The 14,310-nt window shown below is 69.6% G+C and carries 13 protein-coding genes and 2 tRNA genes; 13 read left to right on the top strand and 2 right to left on the bottom strand.

Annotation, left to right across the window (positions count from 1 at the left end; all coding sequences use genetic code 11):
- Window positions 1-157: 157 nt before the first annotated feature.
- The 4 genes from ACT53Q_RS02180 (at window position 158) to ACT53Q_RS02165 (ending at window position 2,886) form a co-directional block, all read left to right on the top strand.
- Window positions 158-430 (top strand): HU family DNA-binding protein, encoded by a 273-nt coding sequence (locus ACT53Q_RS02180; protein WP_476170802.1) that lies wholly within the window; start codon window positions 158-160, stop codon window positions 428-430.
- A gap of 16 nt (window positions 431-446) precedes the next feature.
- Window positions 447-521 (top strand) — tRNA-Val (locus ACT53Q_RS02175).
- A 145-nt stretch (window positions 522-666) separates the two neighbouring features.
- Window positions 667-743, top strand: a tRNA-Asp gene (locus tag ACT53Q_RS02170).
- Between the two features lie 166 nt (window positions 744-909).
- Window positions 910-2,886 (top strand): peptidyl-prolyl cis-trans isomerase, encoded by a 1,977-nt coding sequence (locus tag ACT53Q_RS02165; RefSeq protein WP_476185004.1) that lies wholly within the window; start codon window positions 910-912, stop codon window positions 2,884-2,886.
- Window positions 2,887-2,998: 112 nt separating this feature from the next.
- Here ACT53Q_RS02165 and ACT53Q_RS02160 read toward each other — a convergent pair whose 3' ends face one another.
- Window positions 2,999-3,784 carry an enoyl-ACP reductase FabI gene (locus tag ACT53Q_RS02160; protein ID WP_476185003.1) on the bottom strand — a complete coding sequence of 262 codons (786 nt, stop codon included), beginning with the start codon at window positions 3,782-3,784 and terminating at the stop codon, window positions 2,999-3,001.
- A 103-nt stretch (window positions 3,785-3,887) separates the two neighbouring features.
- Entirely contained in the window at window positions 3,888-4,673 is a 786-nt protein-coding gene (gene gloB / locus ACT53Q_RS02155) for a hydroxyacylglutathione hydrolase (protein WP_476185002.1), read from the bottom strand.
- Between the two features lie 37 nt (window positions 4,674-4,710).
- On the opposite strand from gloB, the gene ACT53Q_RS02150 reads away from it, so the two are divergent.
- From ACT53Q_RS02150 to ACT53Q_RS02110, 9 genes are all read left to right on the top strand, one after another.
- Entirely contained in the window at window positions 4,711-5,373 is a 663-nt protein-coding gene (locus ACT53Q_RS02150; RefSeq protein WP_476185001.1) for a hypothetical protein, read from the top strand.
- 38 nt (window positions 5,374-5,411) lie between these two features.
- Window positions 5,412-5,864, top strand: a complete 453-nt coding sequence (rnhA, locus tag ACT53Q_RS02145; protein ID WP_476185166.1) for a ribonuclease HI — start codon at window positions 5,412-5,414, stop codon at window positions 5,862-5,864.
- The gene (dnaQ, locus tag ACT53Q_RS02140; RefSeq protein WP_476185000.1) at window positions 5,861-6,577 is read left to right on the top strand and encodes a DNA polymerase III subunit epsilon; all 717 of its coding nucleotides are present in this window, start codon (window positions 5,861-5,863) and stop codon (window positions 6,575-6,577) included. The genes rnhA and dnaQ overlap by 4 nt, the downstream gene beginning before the upstream one ends.
- 103 nt (window positions 6,578-6,680) lie before the next feature.
- On the top strand, window positions 6,681-7,736 hold the full coding sequence (rfbB, locus tag ACT53Q_RS02135) for a dTDP-glucose 4,6-dehydratase (RefSeq protein ID WP_476184999.1): 1,056 nt from the start codon (window positions 6,681-6,683) through the stop codon (window positions 7,734-7,736).
- Window positions 7,733-8,620: a glucose-1-phosphate thymidylyltransferase RfbA gene (gene rfbA / locus ACT53Q_RS02130; protein WP_476184998.1), complete on the top strand. Its 888-nt coding sequence runs from the start codon at window positions 7,733-7,735 to the stop codon at window positions 8,618-8,620. The genes rfbB and rfbA overlap by 4 nt, the downstream gene beginning before the upstream one ends.
- 13 nt (window positions 8,621-8,633) lie before the next feature.
- Window positions 8,634-9,197, top strand: a complete 564-nt coding sequence (gene rfbC / locus ACT53Q_RS02125; protein ID WP_476184997.1) for a dTDP-4-dehydrorhamnose 3,5-epimerase — start codon at window positions 8,634-8,636, stop codon at window positions 9,195-9,197.
- A gap of 7 nt (window positions 9,198-9,204) precedes the next feature.
- Window positions 9,205-10,095 carry a dTDP-4-dehydrorhamnose reductase gene (gene rfbD, locus ACT53Q_RS02120; RefSeq protein ID WP_476184996.1) on the top strand — a complete coding sequence of 297 codons (891 nt, stop codon included), beginning with the start codon at window positions 9,205-9,207 and terminating at the stop codon, window positions 10,093-10,095.
- 113 nt (window positions 10,096-10,208) lie between these two features.
- A complete protein-coding gene (locus tag ACT53Q_RS02115; RefSeq protein WP_476184995.1) occupies window positions 10,209-12,137 on the top strand; it encodes an alpha/beta hydrolase family protein in 1,929 nt (642 codons plus the stop codon).
- A 91-nt stretch (window positions 12,138-12,228) separates the two neighbouring features.
- Entirely contained in the window at window positions 12,229-14,259 is a 2,031-nt protein-coding gene (locus ACT53Q_RS02110) for an alpha/beta hydrolase family protein (RefSeq protein ID WP_476184994.1), read from the top strand.
- Window positions 14,260-14,310: the final 51 nt, after the last annotated feature.

Below are 14,310 nucleotides of genomic sequence, written 5' to 3'. Positions count from 1 at the left end.
CGCGGGGGGATGCTCCGCTGTATAACGGACGCCCGCGGAGGCCGGCGGATCGCATCTGCCGTTCGTCGGAACCACATCCGCATCCGTACGCAAAGACGCTGCACGACAGCGCACGTGCGCCGCACGCCATTCCCCCTCTTCCGATTGGAGTCCTTACATGAACAAAGCCGAACTCATCGATGCGATCGCCGCTTCCGCCGAGCTCTCCAAGGCCGACGCCGGTCGCGCGCTCGACGCCACCGTCGCCGCCATCACCAAGGCCCTGAAGCAGGGCGACAGCGTCGCGGTCGTCGGGTTCGGTTCGTTCGTCGTGCGCGAGCGCGCCGCGCGCACCGGTCGCAATCCCAAGACCAAGGAAGAGATCCAGATCCCGGCCTCCAAGACCCCGGTCTTCAAGGCTGGCAAAGCGCTGAAGGATGCCGTAAACTGATCAGCTCTTCCCGTTGGGGTGCTTAGCTCAGCGGTAGAGCGTCTCCTTTACACGGAGAGGGTCGGGGGTTCGAAACCCTCAGCACCCACCAGGAACGCAAATGACCGGACATGCTCTTCCGTTCGGTCGCAGGTTCGAGTTAGAATGCGCGCCGCACGATGACGCCGGTTCACACCGGCGAATTCATCCAGAAACACCGGGTCGCAGGTGCGTTGCAGCAAATCGGGTCATACAGCGGAGTGGTAGTTCAGTCGGTTAGAATGCTGGCCTGTCACGCCGGAGGTCGCGGGTTCGAGTCCCGTCCACTCCGCCAATTCCCGCCCCATGCGTTACACGACGAAGGCACCGGCAACGGTGCCTTTTGCGTTTCCGGGCTTCCGCGCCCGGATCCCGCGGCGCGGGGGGCTGTGCGTAGGGGGCATGCCGAGGCCTGCCGCAGCCGCTACACTAGTCGGCTCCTCTTCCGGCACCGCTCGACAATGCTGCAGGCCCTTCGCGATAAATCCTCCGGCTGGATCGCCACCGTCATCCTCGGGCTCCTGATCGTCCCGTTCGCGTTCTTCGGCGTCGAGCAGTACCTCGTCCAGCGCAACGACACCTTCGCCGCCCGCATCCAGTCGCCCCCGTCCTGGTGGCCGGGCGCTCCCGACTGGTGGGTCATGCGCAAGCTGGTCTGGCAGACCGACGACATCGGCCCGGACGAGTTCCGCGACCGTTTCGAGCAGGCCCGCCAGCAGCAGCGCGCGGCCGAGGGCGATGCCTTCGATGCGCGCCGTTTCGAGAGCGCCGACAACAAGGAGCGCATCCTCGACGCCTTGATCGACCAGCGCGTGATGCGCATGGCGGCGCAGCGCGACGGTCTGGTCATCGGTGACGCGCAACTGCGCGACGCGATCGAGGCGATCCCGGACTTCCAGGTCGACGGCAAGTTCGACGCGCAGCGCTACCGCATGCTGTTGACCACGCTCAACCCGCCGCAGACCCCGATCCAGTTCCAGCAGACCCTCCGCGATTCCCTGCGCGACCGCCTGCTGGCCACGCGCCTGGCGGAATCGGCGTTCGTCACGCCGAGCGAAGGGCAGCGCCTGATCACGCTGCTCGGCGAGAAGCGCGACGTGACGTTCGCGATCCTGCCGACGCCGGCGGCTGACACTGCGCCCGTGACCGCGGCCGAGATCGCCGCCTGGTACAAGGCGCACCCGTCGGATTTCCGCACGCCGGAACAGGTCACGATCGAATACGTGGACGTCGATGCCGCCGCGCTGCCGCCGGCACCCGCCGCCGACGAGAAGGCGCTGCGTGCACGCTACGACCAGGAAAAGGCGCGTTTCGTCGAGCCCGAGCAGCGCCTGACCTCGCACATCCTGATCAAGGTCGATGCCAAGGCCGACGCGGCCGCGCAGAAGGCGGCCGAAGCCAAGGCACGCGACCTGCTGAAGCAACTGCGGGCCGGCGCCGATTTCGCCATGCTGGCGCGCCAGAACTCCGAGGACGCTTCCAAGGACGCCGGCGGCGACCTCGGCTGGATCCAGAAGAACGGGCAGATGGTGAAGCCGTTCGAGGACGCGGTGTTCGCGACCGCGGCCGGCAGCATCTCCGAGCCGGTGAAGACCGAGTTCGGCTGGCATCTGGTGCAGGTCCGCGAGATCAAGCCCAGCCACGGCAAGAGCTTCGAGGAAGCCAGGCCCGAACTCGAGCGCCTCGTCGCCGAGTCCGACCGCGAGCGCGCCTACAACGACCTCGCCGGCCGCCTGTCGGACGAAGTGCTGAAGAATCCGAACTCGCTGGTGTCGGTGGCCAAGACCGTGAACCTGTCCGTGCAGCGGCTCGGGCCGTTCGCCCGCGGCCAGGGCACCGGCATCGCCGCGACGCCGGCGGTGCAGCGTTTCGTCTTCTCGGAAGAGGCCAAGGAACGCCGGCAGTCCAGCGACCCGATCGAGATCGCGCCGAACCACAGCGTGCTGGTGCGCGTGGTCGAGCACACGCCGGAACAGGTGCAGCCGCTCGACAAGGTCGGCGTCCGCGTGGTGGCCGCCGTGCGCGCCGATCGCGCCTCGAAGGCCGCCGAGGCCGAGGCCGAGGCCGCGCTGGCCCGCCTGAAGAAGGGCGAGACCCTCGTGGCGGTCGCCACCGAGAAGCATTGGCAGGTCACCCCGGTGCCGGGCGTGCCGCGCAACGCGCCGGTGCCCGATGCGCAGGCGAACGCCGCCTACTTCGCGGTGCCGCCGCCGACCGACGCCAAGCCGTCGGTGGGCAAGGTGCGGGCCGCGGACGGTCGCTGGATCGTGTTCGCGGTGACCGGCATCGGCCACGCCGACGAGAACGAGATCAAGCCCGAGCAGCGCGTCGGTTTCCTGCGTGCGCAGGCCGCGCGCACGGGCGACGAGGATGCGGTCGCCACCGGCAAGGCCGAGCGCAAGCGCATGAAGATCGAGAAGGCGCTCGATCGGATCTGATCGCCGGCTCTGACCGCCGCGCTCCGTTCCTCCGAGACACGAAAAAGCCCGGCTTCGGCCGGGCTTTTTCGTGGGCGTCGCGGCCGCCGGAGCGGCCCCGGCGGCGTGGCCTTCACTCGATCCCGGTCATGCCGAGGATGTTGTAGCCGGCGTCGACGTAGGTGATCTCGCCGGTCATGCCCGACGCGAGATCGGAGCTGAGGAACGCGGCGACGTTGCCGACATCCTCGATGGTGACCGTGCGGCGCAGCGGCGCGTTCTGCTCGACGTGGCCGAGGATCTTGCGGAAGCCGGCGATGCCCGCGGCGGCAAGCGTCTTGATCGGGCCGGCGGAGATCGCGTTGACGCGGATGCCTTCGGGGCCGAGGTTGCAGGCGAGGTAGCGCACGTTCGCCTCCAGGCTGGCCTTGGCCACGCCCATGAGGTTGTAGCCGCTGAGCACGCGCTCGGCGCCGAGATAGGTGAGGGTGAGGATCGATGCCTGGCGGCCGGTCATCATCGGCCGCGCGGCCTTCGCCATCGCGGCCAGCGAATACGACGAGATGTCGTGGGCGATCGCGAAGTTCTCGCGGGTCAGGCCGTCGAGGTACTGGCCGGCGATCGCTTCGCGCGGGGCGAAAGCGATGGCGTGGATCAGGATGTCGAAGCCGTCCCAGTGCTGGCCGAGCGCTTCGAAGCACGCGGCGATCTGGGCGTCGTCGGCGACGTCCAGCGGCAGCACGATCTTCGAGCCGTATTCGGCGGCGGCGCTTTCGACGCGCGACTTCAGCTTCTCGTTCTGGTAGGTGAAGGCCAGTTCCGCGCCTTCGCGGTGCATGGCCTCGGCGATGCCGGTGGCGATCGAACGCTCGCTGGCGATGCCGGTGATGAGCGCGCGCTTGCCTTGCAGGAAACCCATGGGCGATCTCGTCATTCGTCGGGGGGCGGCTAGTGTGCCATGCGCCCCCGACCGTGGGCGCCCGTATGGTCGGCCTGTCCGGGTGTGGCGCGCGTGCGGCGCGTCACGCCCGGAACGTGTCCTTCCAGCCGCGCAGGGCGGCGAAGGTCTCCCGCCGGTCCGCGGGCGGATGGCCGAGGCGGGCGGCGATCGCGTCGCGCACGGCCGGCGTGTCGCAGCGCAGGAACGGGTTGGTCGCGCGTTCCTGCGCGATCGTGGACGGCAGCGTGCTCGCGCCCGCGGCGCGCAATGCGCGCACCGCGTCCGCGCGAGTGCTCAGGGCCGGATTCCCCGGATCGACCGCGAGCGCGAAGGCGGCGTTCGACGCGGTGTATTCGTGGGCGCAGCAGACGCGGGTGTCGCCCGGCAGTGCGGCGAGGCGATCGAGCGAGGCCAGCATCTGTGCCGGCGTGCCCTCGAACAGCCGCCCGCAGCCGAGGCTGAACAGCGTGTCGCCGCAGAACAGCAGGCCGCCGTCGGCATCGCCGGGGGCCGCGCAGACATAGGCGACGTGGCTGCGGGTGTGGCCCGGGACAGCCAGCGTCTCGAACGTCAGGCCCAGCGCCTCGACGCGGTCGCCGTCGGAAACGCGGGCGGTCGCACCGGCGATCCGGGCGTCGTCGGGCGCGTGGACCGCGAGCGACGGCCAGCGATCGAGCAGCGCCGGCAGGCCGCCGATGTGGTCGCCGTGGTGATGGGTGACGAGTACCGCGACCGGCCGCAGGCCCGCGTCGGCAGCCGCGAGCACGGGGCCGGCGTCGCCCGGGTCGACCACCAGCGCCGCGCCATCATCGCCGGCCAGCACCCAGAGGTAGTTGTCGTCGAAAGCGGGCAGGGCGATGAGGCGCATGGGCGGTCCGGCGGATGGCTCGGCATACAATGGCACGATGCCCGCATTGTCCCACCCGTTGCCGTCCGATGCCGCCATGCAGTGGTTCCTGCAGCCGGCCGGGCAGGCCGTGCTCGACAGCGAGCACACGGTGGTGGCCGATGCGCTGACCGCGCATCCGGTGGTGGGCCTGCCATGGCTGTGGCTGGCGCCCGCGCTGTCCTGCGACCCGCCGAACGGCCGCGGCCTGTGCCTGGTCGCCAGCGGCACCGGCTGGTCCGGCACCGTCCGCTGCGGCCTGCCGCTGCCGCTGCCCAGCGAGTCGCTGGGGGCGGTGGTGCTGCAGCATGTGCCCGGCGAAGGCCCGGGCGAGGCGGCCGCGCTGATCGAGGAATGCGCCCGCGCGCTGGTGCCCGGCGGACGGTTGGCGCTGCTCGCGCTCAATCCGCATTCGCCGTACCGCCTGCGCTGGCGTGGCCGCCGGCTGGTGGCCCGCGATCCGGCCGTCTGGCGCCGGCGGCTGGCCGAGGCCGGCCTCACGCCCGAACCGACGGCGCAGGGCATCGGCCCGCAGTGGTCGCCCACTGCCTCGCCCGCGCTCCAGTCCGGTGTCGGCCTGCATGCCGCCTTCCTCCAGCGTGCCGAGAAGCGCGCCCTTCCGATCACTCCGATCCGCCCGCGGCTGCCGCTGGCGATCGCCGATGGAGTTCCTTCCGCTTGAACGTTCCGGCTTCCTCCTCGTCCAGTCCCGCTTCCGCCCTGAAGCAGGTCGAGATCCACACCGACGGCGCCTGCCTCGGCAACCCCGGCCCCGGCGGCTGGGCGGCGCTGCTGCGCTACAACGCCACCGAGCGCGAGGTCGCCGGCGGCGAGGCGCAGACCACGAACAACCGCATGGAACTGATGGCCGCGATCATGGGCCTGGAAAGTCTCAGCCGGCCGTGTTCGGTCACGCTGTTCACCGACTCGCAGTACGTGCGCCAGGGCATCACCGAATGGATGCCGAACTGGGTGCGCCGCCGCTGGAAGACCGCCGGTGGTGATCCGGTGAAGAACCGCGACCTGTGGGAGCGCCTGCACGCGGCCGCGGGCCGCCACACGATCGACTGGCGCTGGGTGAAGGGCCATTCCGGCGATCCCGACAACGAGCGCGTCGACCAGCTCGCCCGCACCCAGGCCACCGCCTTCCGCAGCGGAGCCCGTGGCGCATGAGGCAGATCGTCCTCGATACCGAAACCACCGGCCTCGAGTGGAAGAAGGGCAACCGCGTGGTCGAGATCGGCTGCGTGGAGCTGGTCGAGCGCCGGCCCACCGGTCGCACCTGGCAGCAGTACATCCATCCCGAGCGCGAATTCGAGCCCGGTGCGCAGGAAGTCACCGGCCTCACGCTGGAATTCCTCGCCGACAAGCCGAAGTTCGCCGAGATCGCCGACGCCTTCCTCGACTTCATCGACGGCGCCGAGCTGATCATCCACAACGCCGCGTTCGACGTCGGCTTCCTCGACCACGAACTGTCGCTGCTGGGGCCGCAGTACGGCCGCCTGCACGATCGCGTGGCGGGGGTCGAGGACTCGCTCGACATGGCGCGCAAGCGCTACCCGGGCCAGCGCAATTCGCTCGACGCGCTATGCAAGCGGCTGGGCGTGGACAACGCCCATCGACAACTGCACGGCGCGCTGCTCGACGCCCAGTTGCTGGCCGAGGTCTACCTCGCGCTGACCTCGGGGCAGGGCGAGATCGGCTTCGGCCAGTCCGCCGACGGCGAGTCCGGCAATGCCGCCACGCGCGCGGCCTTCGCGATCGCCCCGGCGGACGCCGCCCGCCGCCCGCGGGTGCGCGCGACCGACGAGGAAGCGGCCGCGCACGAGGCCCGGCTGGCCACGATCCGCAAGAAGGCCGGCCGCTGCGTCTGGGACGCGGCCTGAACGCAGGCCGGCATCCGTTCAGATTCGCGTGGCCGCGCCCGACGGACCGCGCATGGGCCGCGGGTACAATCCGCGCGTCGTCCGACCAACCAGGAGTCCACGCGTGCCGACATGGTTCGTGACCGGCGGTGCCGGTTTCATCGGGGGGAATTTCGTGCTGGAGGCCGTCGCGAGCGGCGTGCGCATCGTCAATCTCGACGCGCTCACCTACGCCGGCAACCGCGACACCCTCGCCGCGCTGGACGGCCATCCCGACCACGTCTTCGTGCGCGGCGACATCGGCGACCGTGAGCTGGTCGCCTCGCTGCTGGCGACGCACCGGCCCGACGCGATCGTCAACTTCGCCGCCGAGAGCCACGTCGACCGTTCGATCGATGGTCCCGCGGCATTCGTGCAGACCAACGTCGTCGGCACCCTCGGCCTGCTCGAATGCGCCCGCGACCACTGGAAGTCGCTCGACGGCGACGCCCGCGACGCCTTCCGCTTCCTGCACGTGTCCACCGACGAGGTCTACGGTTCGCTCGGCGACACCGGCAAGTTCACCGAGACCACGCCGTACGCGCCGAACTCGCCGTATTCGGCGTCGAAGGCCGCGTCCGACCATCTGGTCCGCGCCTTCCACCACACCTACGGTTTGCCGACGCTGACCACGAACTGCTCGAACAACTACGGGCCGTTCCAGTTCCCCGAGAAGCTCATCCCGCTGATCATCGCGAAGGCGCTCGCCGGCGAGACGCTGCCGGTCTACGGCGACGGCCGCAACGTGCGCGACTGGCTGTACGTCGGCGACCACTGCAGCGCGATCCGCGCGGTGCTGGCGCGCGGCCGCGTCGGTGAGGTCTACAACGTCGGCGGCGACGCCGAGCGCGAGAACATCACCGTGGTGAAGACGATCTGCGCGCTGCTCGACGCGCGCCGGCCGCTGGCCGACGGTCGCGCCCGCGAATCGCTGATCGCGTTCGTGAAGGACCGTCCGGGCCACGATCGCCGCTACGCCATCGACGCGTCGAAGCTGAAGTCGGAACTGGGCTGGTCGCCGTCGCTGAGCTTCGAGCAGGGCATCGAACGCACCGTCGACTGGTACCTCGACCATCAGGATTGGGTGCAACGCGTGCTCGACGGCAGCTACCGCCTCGAACGCATCGGAGCGGCGGCATGACCACGCGCAAGGGCATCATCCTCGCCGGCGGTTCCGGCACGCGGCTGTATCCGATCACGCAGGCGGTCAGCAAGCAGCTGCTGCCGGTGTACGACAAGCCGATGATCTACTACCCGCTCAGCGTGCTGATGCTCGCCGGCATCCGCGAGGTGCTGGTGATCAACACCCCGCACGAGCAGGCGCTGTTCAAGACGCTGCTCGGCGACGGCTCGCAGTGGGGCATGCGCATCGAATACGCGGTGCAGCCCAGCCCAGACGGCCTGGCGCAGGCGTACCTGATCGGCCGCGACTTCGTCGACGGCCAGCCGAGCTGCCTCGTGCTCGGCGACAACATCTTCCACGGCCCGGGCCTGACCGCGATGCTGCGCGAAGCCGATGCGCGCACGCTGGGCGCGACCGTGTTCGGCTACTGGGTGCGCGATCCGGAGCGCTACGGCGTGGCCGAGTTCGACGCCACCGGCCGCGTGGTCGGGCTGGAGGAAAAGCCGGCGAAGCCGAAGTCCAGCTACGCCGTCACCGGCCTGTACTTCTACGACGGCCGCGCCAGCGAATTCGCGTCGGAACTCAAGCCGTCGGCGCGCGGCGAACTGGAGATCACCGATCTCAACCGGCGCTACCTCGACGACGGCAGCCTGCACCTGCAGCGGCTGGGGCGCGGTTATGCGTGGCTCGACACCGGCACCCACCAGTCGCTGCTGGAAGCGTCGAACTACATCGAGACGATCGAGGCGCGGCAGGGTCTGCGCGTCTGCTGCCCGGAAGAGATCGCGTGGAGCAACGGCTGGATCGACGCCGCCCAGCTCGAAGCGCTGGCGAAGCCGCTGGCGAAGAACGGCTACGGCCAGTACCTGCTGAGCCTCGCCGAGCGCGGCTTCGTGCCCTGACCGCGGGACCCGCATGACCTCCATCACCGAAACCGATCTGCCGGGCTGTTTCGTCGTCGAACCGCAGGTGTTCGGCGACAGCCGCGGCTTCTTCTTCGAATCGTTCAACCATGCACGCTTCGCCGAAAAGGGGCTCGTGCTGCCGGCGTTCGTGCAGGGCAACGTGTCCTCGTCGACGCAGGGCGTGCTGCGCGGCCTGCACTACCAGTGGCCGCGGCCGCAGGGCAAGTACGTGTCGGTGGTCGAAGGCGAGGTGTGGGACGTCGCCGTCGACATCCGCCGCGGCTCGCCCACCTTCGGGCGCTGGACCGCGGTGGTGCTCAGCGCCGACAACAAGCGTCACTTCTGGATTCCGCCGGGCTTCGCGCACGGCTTCGTCACCCTGAGCGAACGTGCGGTGTTCACCTATCTGTGCACCGCGCCCTACGACCGCGAGGCCGACGCCGGCATCCGCTGGAACGACGCGACGCTGGCGGTCGACTGGCCGGTGTCCGCGCCGGTGCTGTCGGACAAGGACGCGAAGGCGCCGTTCCTCGACGACGTGGCGCCTGAGCGGCTGCCCGTCTACGCGGGCTGAGGCGGCGATGCGCATCCTGCTATTCGGGGCCAACGGACAGGTCGGCACGGAACTGCGCCGCAGCCTCGCGCCGCTGGGCGACGTGGTCGCGGCCACGCGCAGCGGCACGCTCGACGCTGGCGCCGCCTGCGAAGTCGCCGATTTCGATGCGCCCGCGTCGCTGCCTGCGCTGGTCGAACGCATCGCGCCCGACGTCGTCGTCAACGCCGCCGCGTACACCGCGGTCGACCGCGCCGAAAGCGATCGCGACGCCGCCTTCCGCGCGAACGCGGAAGCGCCCGCGCGCATCGCCGAGGCCTGCGTTGTGCGCGGCGCGCGCCTGATCCACTATTCGACCGACTACGTGTTCGACGGCCACGGCACGCGCCCGTACCGCGAGGACGATCCGACCGCGCCCGCCGGCGTGTACGGCGCCAGCAAGCGCGCCGGCGAGGAGGCGATCCTCGCGCGCGGTGCCGACGCCCTCATCCTGCGCACCGCTTGGGTCTACGCTGCACACGGCAAGAACTTCCTGCGCACGATGCTGCGCCTCGCCGCCGAGCGCGACGTGCTGCGCGTGGTCGCCGACCAGACCGGCACGCCGACGTCCGCCGCGCTGATCGCCGACATGACCGCGCGCGTGCTGGCGCGCCGCGACGTCGGCGGCATCCGCCATCTCACCGCCGCCGGCCAGACCACGTGGCACGGGTTCGCCGAGGCGATCGTCGCCGGCGCCCATGCGCGCGGACTGCTCGCACGTGCGGTGCCGGTCGAACCGATCGCGACCGCCGACTACCCGACGCCCGCCGCGCGGCCGGCGTACTCGGTGCTCGACACGTCGCGGCTGGCCGCCGACCTCGATGTCCGCCTGCCGGACTGGACTGCCGGACTGGCGGCGGTGCTCGACGAACTTCGTTAACATCCCGGGTCTGCGCGTCCGGTCGATGGGGGCCTCCAGGCGGGCGGTGATCCTCGCCGCCGCCGTTTTTCGTTGACAAGACGTTGGCCCGGCCGGGGCCCAAGGAGCCGAGAATGAAGCCTGTTGCGATGTTGCTGTCGACGCTGCTGCTGGCCGCGCCCGCCCTGGCGGGTGCGCAGGCGCCGAAGTCCTACGAGATCGAGGATTTCGTCCGGGAGAGCAAGTTCAAGGAAGTCGCGGTGTCGCCGAAGGGGACCTATGTCGCCATCGCGGTACCCGAAGACGCCAAGACGGTGATGTACATCCTGAAGACCGGCGAGCGCAAACCGCTCACGCGGGTCGACGTCAGCGCGCGCAAGAGCCACGTCTATGACATCACCTGGGTCAGCGATCACCGCCTGCTGTATTCGGTGGCGGTGAAGGACCAGCTCGACGAACGTCCGGCGAGGACCGGCGAAACCTGGGCGATCGAGGCGGACGGCAGCAAGCGCATCCGGATCGGCGGCTATTACGGCGTGCGGATCCTGGACACGCTCGACGACGACGACGACCACATCATCGCCACGATCTACACCGGCGGCGACGGCTTCACCAAGATGGCCCGCCTCGACGTCTACGGCGGCGCGGAGAAGCGCCTCGCGGAGGCGCCGATCCGCTACGGCTGGTTCATGGCGGACAGCAAGCAGGAAGCGCGCTTCGCGGGCGGCGAGGACAAGCAGGACATGAAGCGCCTGTACTGGCGCAAGCCCGGTTCGGACAAGTGGGTCGTGATCAACGACCAGGCCGCCACGGGGCTGGACGTCGTGCCGATCGGCATCTCGGCGGACGACAAGACCGCCTACCTGCAGACGGAGGAGCCCGCCGGCCCGGATTCGATCCTCGCCTTCGACGTGGAGACCGGCACGTCGAAACGGATCGTCCACGACGACGATGCCGATCCCACCGGCCTCATCAATGCGATCGGCAGGCGTGCCCCCATCGGCGTGTTCTATGCCGGGGCCACGCCGCGCTACGTCTATTTCGATCCGGATTCCGAGGACGCGAAGGCGCACCAGCGCCTGCAGAAGGCGTTCCCGGGGATGGTGGTGCGGACGTCGCGTTACACCACGGCGAAGCGCGAGGTGCTGGTCTACGCCTACAGCGACCGCGAGCCGGGCGGCTACTACGTCATGAACCTCGACACCCGCCGGGTCTCGCCGATGATGTTCGCGGCGGACTGGCTGGAACCGGAGCGGCTGTCGCCGACCCGCGATTTCTTCTTCAAGGCGCGCGATGGCCGCCGCATCCCCGCGTTCCTGACCGTGCCGGTGGGCAGCAGCGGCAAGCAACTGCCGCTGGTCGTGCATCCCCATGGCGGCCCGTATGCCGCCGACGACTGGGGCTACGACCCCGACGTGCAGGTGCTCGCCGCGCACGGCTACGCCGTGCTGCAGGTGAATTTCCGCGGCTCGACGGGGTATGGCCTCGACCACGAGACCGCGGGCTACCGGCAGTGGGGCCTGGCGATGCAGGACGACCTCACCGACGCCACCCGCTGGGCGATCGACCAGGGCATCGCCGATCCGGCGCGGATCTGCCTCTACGGCGCCAGCTACGGCGGCTATGCCTCGCTGATGGGCGTCGCGAAGGAGCCGACCCTGTACAAGTGCGCGATCGGCCAGGTCGGTGTCTACGATCTCAACCGGATGCGGTCCGACGATTCGCTCGGCAACGACTACCTCCGCCATTACCACGAGAAGGTGATGAATCTGGGCGACCTCGGGGCGGTTTCGCCGACGCGTCTCGCCGAGCGGATCAAGGTCCCGGTGTTCATCACCTCCGGCCATCTCGACGAACGCCTGCCGATCGCGCAGTCCGAGACGATGGAAGCCGCCCTGAAGAAGGCCGGCGTGCCGGTGGAGACGCTGTACTTCAAGACCGAGGGCCACGGCATCTACAAGCGCGAGCACCGGGCCGAGTTCTATGCCCGGCTGCTGGCTTTCCTGCAGCGCAACATCGGCGGCCGCGCGCCGGTCCCGGTGGCGGACGCCAGCGCCGACTGAGGCCGCCCCGCCCGGGGGGCATGACGTGGGGCAGGGGAGGCGAACGGGGCGGACGGTTACAATCCGCCCCGGATTCCCCGGAGTTGCCTGCATGAAACGCGCTTTCCTCCTGCTCGCCCTGCTGGTCGCGCAGCCCCTGGCCGTGGTCTCGGCCCAGTCGCCGGCGCCTGCCGGCGATGCTTCGCCCTACAACCTCGGCGACTTCATCCGCGACGATCGCTTCGTCAACGTGAAGATCTCGCCCAAGGGCACCTACGTGGCGGCCACCGTGCCGCTGGGCGAGGACGACAAGACCGTCCTGGTCATCCTCAAGCCGGGCGAGAGCAAGCCCTACGGCCACGTCACCCTCAAGGACAGCCACACCCACGTCGCCGACTTCTGGTGGGTCAGCGACGAGCGCCTGCTGTTCACCGTCGGCGAACGCGCCGGCGGCCTGGAGCGCCCGGTCAGCGTCGGCGAGATCTGGGGCACGAATGCCGATGGCAGCAAGCAGGGCATCGTCGCCGGCATGCGCGCCTCCGACACCGGCGCCCGCGCTACGCCGTCGCGCGCGGGCGGCAAGGCGCGCACCGAGATCGCCGCGATCCAGATGGTCGATACCCTCGTCGACAACGACGACGAAGTGCTGGTGACCGTCACGCCCTACGGCGGCGGCGAGATCCCCTACACGTCGCTCGAACGCATGAACGTCTACACCGGCACGCACAAGCCGCTCGCGCGCGCGCCCGTGCGCGGCGCGACCTTCCTGGTGGACTACAACGGCCAGGTGCGGTTCGCGTCGGGCATGAACCGCGAATTCAAGGAAGTGCTGTACTACCGCAAGGACGACAACGCCGAATGGCAGCTCGTCAACGACGAGTCCGCCACCGGCCGCAAGATGCAGGCGCTGGGCTTCAGTCGTGACAACGCCACCGCCTACATCGACGCCGAAGAAGAGACCGGCCCCGACTCGCTTCGCGCCTTCGACACGGCGACGATGACGATGAAGCAGATCGCGCGCGACGATGACGTCGACCCCGCGGGCCTGCTGCGCTGGGGCGGGCAGCGTTACCCGATCGGCGTGATGTTCTGGGGCGCGAACCGTCCGCGCTTCGAATACTTCAATCCCGAGTCGACCGAGGCCAAGCTGCACCAGGCGCTGCAGGCCGGCTTCGATGGCGACGTGGTGTTTCCGGTGTCGAGCACGACCGACGGCCACTACGTGCTGCTGGAAGTCACCAGCGACCGCAATCCGGGCCAGCTCTTCATCCTCGACACGCAGAAGAACAAGGCGACGAAGTTCATGAATCGCGCCGACTGGCTCGATCGCGCCCGCCTCGGCACGATCCAGCCGGCCTACTTCAAGGCGCGTGACGGCCTCGACGTGGAAGTGATGCTCAGCGTGCCGCACGGCAGCAGCGGCAAGAACATGCCGCTGATCGTGCATCCGCACGGTGGTCCATTCGGCGTCGAGGACCAGTGGGCCTACGACCGCGACGTGCAGATGATGATGGCGCACGGCTACGCGGTGCTGCAGGTCAACTTCCGCGGCTCGGGCGGCTACGGCAAGGCGTTCCTCGAAAAGGGCCACAAGCAGTGGGGCCTGGCGATGCAGGACGACCTCACCGACGCCACCCGCTGGGCGATCCAGCAGGGCATCGCCGATCCGAACCGCATCTGCATCTACGGCGCCAGCTACGGCGGCTACGCCTCGCTGATGGCGGTGGCGAAGGAGCCCGACCTGTATCGCTGCGCGGTCGGCTACGTCGGCGTGTACGACCTCAACATGCTGTGGGGCCGCGGCGACATCAGCCAGTCCTCGTACGGCCGCGACTTCCTGTCCGATGCGCTGGGCAAGGACCAGCTCGATGCCTCGTCGCCGACCAAGCTGGCGTCGCGGATCAAGGTGCCGGTGTTCCTCGCCGCCGGCGGCGCCGACGTGCGTGCGCCGCAGTCGCATTCCGAGGCGATGGCACGCGCGCTGCGCGCCGCGGGCAAGTCGGTCGACGAGATGTACTTCGCGACCGAAGGCCACGGCTTCGTGAAGAAGGAGAACCAGTTCGCCTACTACACCAAGCTGTTCCAGTTCTTCCAGGCGAACCTCGGCGGCCGCGCCCCCGTCGCGCCGCCGAAGACGAACTGATCCGGCAGCGGTTTCCACTCGCGACAACGGCGCCCAAGGGCGCCGTTGTCG

The sequence above is a fragment of the Lysobacter sp. DMC97 genome (genome assembly GCF_056313745.1).
The sequence above is the reverse complement of the archived record's forward strand: the minus strand, read 5'-3'. Positions and strand labels throughout refer to the sequence as shown.

What these genes read in the sequence shown, in the direction of transcription:
- ACT53Q_RS02180 (WP_476170802.1), top strand. Translation starts at nt 158, where the DNA reads ATGAACAAAGCCGAACTCATCGATGCGATCGCCGCTTCCGCCGAGCTC.
- ACT53Q_RS02165 (WP_476185004.1), top strand. Translation starts at nt 910, where the DNA reads ATGCTGCAGGCCCTTCGCGATAAATCCTCCGGCTGGATCGCCACCGTC.
- ACT53Q_RS02160 (WP_476185003.1), bottom strand. Translation starts at nt 3,784, where the DNA reads ATGGGTTTCCTGCAAGGCAAGCGCGCGCTCATCACCGGCATCGCCAGC.
- gloB (WP_476185002.1), bottom strand. Translation starts at nt 4,673, where the DNA reads ATGCGCCTCATCGCCCTGCCCGCTTTCGACGACAACTACCTCTGGGTG.
- ACT53Q_RS02150 (WP_476185001.1), top strand. Translation starts at nt 4,711, where the DNA reads ATGCCCGCATTGTCCCACCCGTTGCCGTCCGATGCCGCCATGCAGTGG.
- dnaQ (WP_476185000.1), top strand. Translation starts at nt 5,861, where the DNA reads ATGAGGCAGATCGTCCTCGATACCGAAACCACCGGCCTCGAGTGGAAG.
- rfbA (WP_476184998.1), top strand. Translation starts at nt 7,733, where the DNA reads ATGACCACGCGCAAGGGCATCATCCTCGCCGGCGGTTCCGGCACGCGG.
- rfbC (WP_476184997.1), top strand. Translation starts at nt 8,634, where the DNA reads ATGACCTCCATCACCGAAACCGATCTGCCGGGCTGTTTCGTCGTCGAA.
- rfbD (WP_476184996.1), top strand. Translation starts at nt 9,205, where the DNA reads ATGCGCATCCTGCTATTCGGGGCCAACGGACAGGTCGGCACGGAACTG.
- ACT53Q_RS02115 (WP_476184995.1), top strand. Translation starts at nt 10,209, where the DNA reads ATGAAGCCTGTTGCGATGTTGCTGTCGACGCTGCTGCTGGCCGCGCCC.
- ACT53Q_RS02110 (WP_476184994.1), top strand. Translation starts at nt 12,229, where the DNA reads ATGAAACGCGCTTTCCTCCTGCTCGCCCTGCTGGTCGCGCAGCCCCTG.